A 6,000-nucleotide genomic window follows, 5' to 3' on the forward strand; every position below is an offset into this window, starting at 1 on the left:
TGAACCGCTGAAACAAGCCTTGGTGGATACGCTGTATCAGCAATCGACGGTCGAGCACGTTTACGACCTGTACGGCCCGTCGGAAGACACCACGTATTCGACATGGACCCGCCGCAGTGCTGGCGGTCAGGCGCGGATCGGACGGGCGCTCGATTACAGCGCCAGCCATTTGCTGGATGCCGATCTGCACGCGGTTCCGCAAGGCGTTTCGGCCGAGCTGTACCTGTCCGGCGCCGGCATCACGCGCGGTTATCTGGGGCGTGCGGCGATGACCGCCGAGCGCTTTGTGCCGAATCCTTTCGTCGGCAACGGCGAGCGCATGTACCGCACCGGTGACCTGATTCGTGAGCGCGAGGAGGGCGAGCTGGAGTACATGGGTCGGATCGACCATCAGGTGAAAATTCGCGGCTTGCGTATCGAGTTGGGCGAAATCGAAGCACGCCTGCTGGCGCATGCCGCCGTGCGAGAAGCGGTGGTCGTGGCCAGCGAAGTGTCGGGCAGTCAGCAACTGATTGCCTATCTGGTGCCGAGTGATCCGGCGATCATCGACGCCAGCGCCGAACAACAGGCAGCGCTGCAGCAAACCCTCGGCAACTGGCTGAGCGCAACCCTGCCGGATTACATGGTGCCGAGCCACCGCCTGTGGCTGGCGCAGCTGCCGCTGACCCCCAACGGCAAGATCGACCGCAAGCGCCTGCCAGCACTGGAACTGAGTGCCGCGCAGTTGCATGTCGAGCCGGAGAATGCCACCGAGCAGGCGTTGGTGGAGATCTGGAAAGAGGTACTGGGCCTTGAGCAGGTCAGCACCCACGACAGTTTCTTTGCCTTGGGCGGTGACTCGATCATCTCGATTCAAGTGGTCAGCCGCGCCCGTCAGCAAGGGCTGGAGTTGAGCCCGAAAGACCTGTTCCAACAACCGACCATTCAGCAACTGGCCCTGTGCGTGCAGTCCGCCGGAGGTCGCGAGGCGCCGGAGCCGGCGCTGATCGACCTGCCGCTGCACGGCTTGAGCGAGGCGCAAGTCGCGCAACTGCCACTGCCAGCCGGGCAACTGGACGGGCTCTATCGCTTGTCGCCGATGCAGCAGGGCATGCTGTTCCTCGGATTGAATTCGCCGGAAGCGGATCTCTACGTCAACCAGTTGAGCGTTCCGGTGCAGGGCCTTGAGCCGTTGCGTCTGCAAGCCGCGTGGGAAACCGTCAGCCGTCGCCACGACATTCTGCGCACCGGTTTCCTCTGGCAGGACATGGCCGAGCCGCTGCAATTCGTGCTCGCCGATCCGCAGTTGCCGTTCAGTCTGCTCGACTGGCGTGAGCAGGATCATTCGGCCGAAGCCTTGCAAGGTCTGGCGGATGCCGAGCGGGCCAAGGGCTTCGACCTTGACCAGCCGCCGCTGCAACGGCTGACGCTGGTACAAGTCAGCGAGCACAGCTATCAGTTGATCTGGACTTACCATCACATTCTGATCGACGGCTGGAGCAGTTCGCAGTTGATCGGTGAGGTGCTGAGCCAGTATTCCGCACGACCACTGGCCGACGCGGTGCCGTACCGCGGTTACATCAACTGGCTGCAACAGCAGGACGCGAATGCCAGCGAAGGCTTTTGGCGTCAGCACCTGAGCCTGCTTGACGAGCCGACCTATCTGGCGGACGCGGTGACGCGCACCGGCAGCGGTCGCGGTCACCAGGCGCTGTACAGCCGTTTGGGCGCAACCCGCACCGAACAGTTGAAAGCCTTTGCCCAGTCGCAGCAGGTCACCCTCAACACCTTGGTGCAGGGCGCGTGGCTGGTGCTGCTCAGCCGTTACAGCGGCCAGCGTTGTGTGGCGTTCGGCGCGACGGTGGCGGGGCGTCCGGCAAGCCTGCCGGCCTCGGAATCGATCCTCGGCCTGTTCATCAACACCTTGCCGGTGATCAAGGACGTGCCGGCCGAGCAGGCCGTGGGCGCCTGGTTGCGCGAATTGCAGGACTTCAACCTGGAACTGCGCGAGCGCGAGTACACCCCGTTGACCGACGTCCAGCGTTGGGGCGGGCGTGCCGGGCAGTCGCTGTTCGACAGCATCATCGTGTTCGAGAACCACCCGATCGATCAGGCGCTGCGCGAGTGGCGCGATGATTCGCTGAAGTTTGGCGAGATCAATAACTCGGGCCTGACCAACTTCCCGATGGACCTGATGGTCACCCTCGAAGAAGGGTTGGTGATCGAGTACATGTTCCTGCGCGAACATTTTGATCTGGCGACCGTGGAAGGCATCCGCAGCAACATGGAAGGCCTGCTCATGGCATTGGTTCAGGACGCCGGGCAGGCGCTGGGACGCATCGGTCTGCCGACCGGGCGAGTCTCGCCCGCGCCGCACGTTGTCGCGCAACCGCAGACCATGCTGGTGCACCAGCGCATTGCCGGGTGGGCCGCGCAACGTGCCGAACAAACCGCAGTGATCTTCAATGAGCAAGCCTTCAGCTACGGTCAGATCGAAGCGCGGGCCAATCGTCTGGCGCATGCGTTGATCGCCGAAGGTGTCGGTCCGGAAGTGCGGGTCGGTGTGGCCCTGCCACGCAGCGAAAACATGATCGTCGCGCTGTTGGCGGTGCTCAAGGCCGGTGGCGCCTATGTGCCGCTGGACGCGACTTATCCGCGCGAGCGCTTGAGTTATCTGATGCACGATTCGGGCATCGCCTTGCTGCTCAGCGATTCGAGTCTGCGTCAGGTGCTGCCGACCCAGGCCAACCTGCATGTGCTGGAACTCGATCAGCTGGATCTGCGCACTCAGCCGCAGTCGGCGCCGCAAGTGGCGGTGCAGCCGGGCAACCTGGCCTACGTGATCTACACCTCCGGTTCCACCGGTCAACCGAAAGGTGTCGGCGTGGCGCACGGGCCGCTGGCGATGCACTGCCAGGCGATCGGCCAGCGTTACGAAATGAGCGCGGCCGATTGCGAGTTGCACTTCATGTCGTTCGCCTTCGACGGCGCGCATGAAAGGTGGCTGACCACCCTGACGCACGGCGCCCGTTTGCTGATTCGCGACGACAGCCTCTGGACGGCCGAACAGACCTACGACGCCCTGCATCAGCATGGCGTGACCGTGGCCGCGTTCCCGCCGGTGTACCTGCAGCAATTGGCCGAACACGCCGAGCAGCACGGCAATCCGCCGCCGGTACGGATCTACTGCTTTGGCGGGGATGCGGTGCCGGTGGCGAGTTTCGAACTGGCCAAACGCGCACTGCAACCGCAGTACATCATCAACGGCTATGGCCCGACTGAAACGGTGGTCACGCCGCTGATCTGGAAGGCCGCGGTCGACGATCAGTGCGGCGCGGCCTATGCGCCGATCGGCAGCGTGGTCGGCGAGCGCAGCGGTTATGTGCTCGACAGCGATCTCAACCCGCTGCCGGCCGGCATTGCCGGTGAGTTGTACCTGGGTGGTGCGTTGGCGCGCGGTTATCTGGGGCGTGCCGGCGGCACTGCCGAACGTTTCGTTGCCAACCCGTTCAGTGCCGATGGCAGTCGCCTGTACCGCACCGGCGACCTGGTGCGCCAGCGTGCCGACGGCACCGTCGACTACCTCGGGCGGATCGATCATCAGGTGAAGATCCGTGGGTTCCGCATCGAGCTGGGTGAAATCGAAGCGCGCCTCAAGCAGCAGCCGGGCGTGCGTGACGCCGCCGTGGTGGCCCGCGAGGGTCTCAGCGGCAAGCAACTGCTCGGCTATGTACTGGCCGCTGCCGAGACGCCGGCCGACGGCTTGGGCGAACGTCTGCGCGAGCAACTCAAGGCCAGCCTGCCGGATTACATGGTGCCGGCGCACCTGATGGTGCTTGAGCGCATGCCGCTGACGCCGAACGGCAAACTCGACCGCAAGGCCCTGCCGAATCCGGACGCCGAACAGCGCCTTGCCTACGTCGAGCCGCGCACCGAGCTGGAAAAAGCCCTGGCGAAGATCTGGCAGGAGGTGCTGAAAATCGAACGGGTCGGGCTCACCGACAATTTCTTCGAACTGGGTGGCGATTCGATCCTCAGCCTGCAAGTGGTGGCCCGCAGCCGCGTGCTCAAGGCTCAGGGGCTGAGCCTGAAACTGCGCGATCTGATGCAGAAGCCGAGCATCGGCGAACTGGTAGCGAGTGTTCAGGGCACGGCGGAAAAAGCCTCCGGGTTGCTGGCGATGAACGCCGAGGTCAAGGGCGTGGCGCCGCTGTTCTGCCTCCACGCCGGTTTCGGCACGGTGTTCGACTACGAGCCACTGGCGCGGCGCTTGAGCGGTCAACGTCAGGTGTTGGCGATTCAGTCGCGGATGCTGCTGGATCCGACGTTCAACGACACCTCGTTGCACGAGATGGCGAGTGATTACCTGGCGCAGATTCGCCAGAAACAGCCGCACGGGCCGTACCACCTGTTGGGCTGGTCGCTGGGCGGTACGCTGGCGATGTTGATCGCCGCGCAACTGGAACAGGCCGGGCAACAGGTCAAGTTTGTCGGGCTGGTCGACAGCTTCGTGCCGTCGGCGGCGGTCGATGCCGGGGCTGTCGATGACTGGCAAACCGACCTGCGCGATTTCCTGCAAGTGACGCTGCCGGACGCCGCACCGGGCCTGTCCATCGACGGTGAAGAAACACCGCACAATCTGCGTGCGCTGTTCAAGCGTGCCATGAGTGCCGAGCGCGGGGCGTCGACCTACGTAGCGCTGGGTGCCGAAGAACTGGCGCATGTGTTCAGCGTGGCGCGCCGGCTCAAGCAGTTGTCGCTCAAGCTTGATTGCTGTGCGCCGCTGAGCGTCAACCCGATGTGCTGGTGGACCCTGGGTCGCGAAGCCGAGGCACTGGAGCTGGCGGCGCAACTCGGCCAGCCGGGCATGGGCGGCGAATGGCTGGATTGCGGGCACTTCCAGATCCCGCGCGATGAAACTTTCCTGTCCGAGGCTGAAGAAATGCTCGGCCAGATCGTTGAATCAGTAGTCATGTCCTGAACCCTGCTGTGAAACCCAAGTAAAACCGATCGGGCGCTGATGGCGCCCGATCGGTTTGGAGATTTGAATGTCATTGAATCCTGATATCGCCGCATTTCTGCAACTGGTCGGCAACGGCCGGGCCAGTGGCAAACGCGTCGGCATGCATGAGTTGAGCCCGACCGAGGCCCGTGAACAATTCGATCAGTCGTCGTTGCTGATGGACGCCGGCGGTGAAGAACTGGCCGTGGTGGATGAGCTGCAATTGCCGGTGCGTGACGGTGCACTGTTGAACGCACGGATCTACAGCAATCATCCGTTGCAGGCGGGCGCCGGACGTCCGGCACTGTTGTATTTCCATGGTGGCGGCTATGTGGTCGGCAGCCTCGACTCGCATGATTCGCTGTGCCGCGCGCTGGCCTCGCTGGCCGATTGTGTGGTGCTGTCGGTGGCGTATCGACTGGCACCGGAACATCGCTTCCCGACAGCGGCCGATGATGCCCGCGATGCCTGGGACTGGCTGGTGGCGAGTGCGGCTGATCTGGGCATCGATACCGCGCGGTTGGCGATTGCCGGTGACAGCGTCGGTGGCAGCCTGGCCACGGTGCTGGCTGCGCAACTGACGGATGCCGTTGTGCAGCCGCGCTTGCAGGTGCTGATTTATCCGGTCACTGATGCCAGTCGCAGCACGCCTTCCATCGAGCAGTTCGGGGAAGGGTATCTGCTGGAGAAGGCTTCGCTGCAATGGTTCTACGAGCACTATCAGCGTGATGCCAGCGATCGTCTTGATCCACGTTTCTCGCCGTTGCTCGGCGAAGTCCCGGCCGATGTCGCGCCGGTGTTGATGGTGTTGGCCGAGTGCGATCCGCTGCACGATGAGGGGGTAGCTTATGCCCGGCATTTGCAGGCGGCGGGGGTTGCTGTGGATTTGCAGGTGTACGTGGGCATGACCCATGACTTCATGCGTATGGGGGCGATTGTTGATGAGGCTGAAGAGGCGCTGGGGTTGATTGCTGGGCGCTTGGTAGAGGTGTTTGCTTTGGCTTGACGGGGTGGGAGGG

2 protein-coding genes (1 of these 2 running past the window's edge) are annotated in these 6,000 nt (G+C 63.6%); both read left to right on the forward strand.

Going from position 1 to position 6,000, the window contains the following annotated elements; translation table 11 throughout:
• On the forward strand, positions 1–4,960 hold the 3' portion of the coding sequence (locus tag BW33_RS11655) for a non-ribosomal peptide synthase/polyketide synthase (protein WP_047599116.1). The gene continues 10,037 nt to the left of window position 1, outside the view; only the last 4,960 of its 14,997 coding nucleotides appear in the window; its start codon lies off the left edge, out of view; it ends in the stop codon at positions 4,958–4,960.
• 67 nt (positions 4,961–5,027) lie between these two features.
• The gene (locus BW33_RS11660) at positions 5,028–5,987 is read left to right on the forward strand and encodes an alpha/beta hydrolase (RefSeq protein WP_047599117.1); all 960 of its coding nucleotides are present in this window, start codon (positions 5,028–5,030) and stop codon (positions 5,985–5,987) included.
• The last annotated feature ends 13 nt before the right edge of the window (positions 5,988–6,000 follow it).

This window comes from Pseudomonas sp. RIT288 (assembly GCF_000631985.1).
GTDB lineage: Bacteria > Pseudomonadota > Gammaproteobacteria > Pseudomonadales > Pseudomonadaceae > Aquipseudomonas.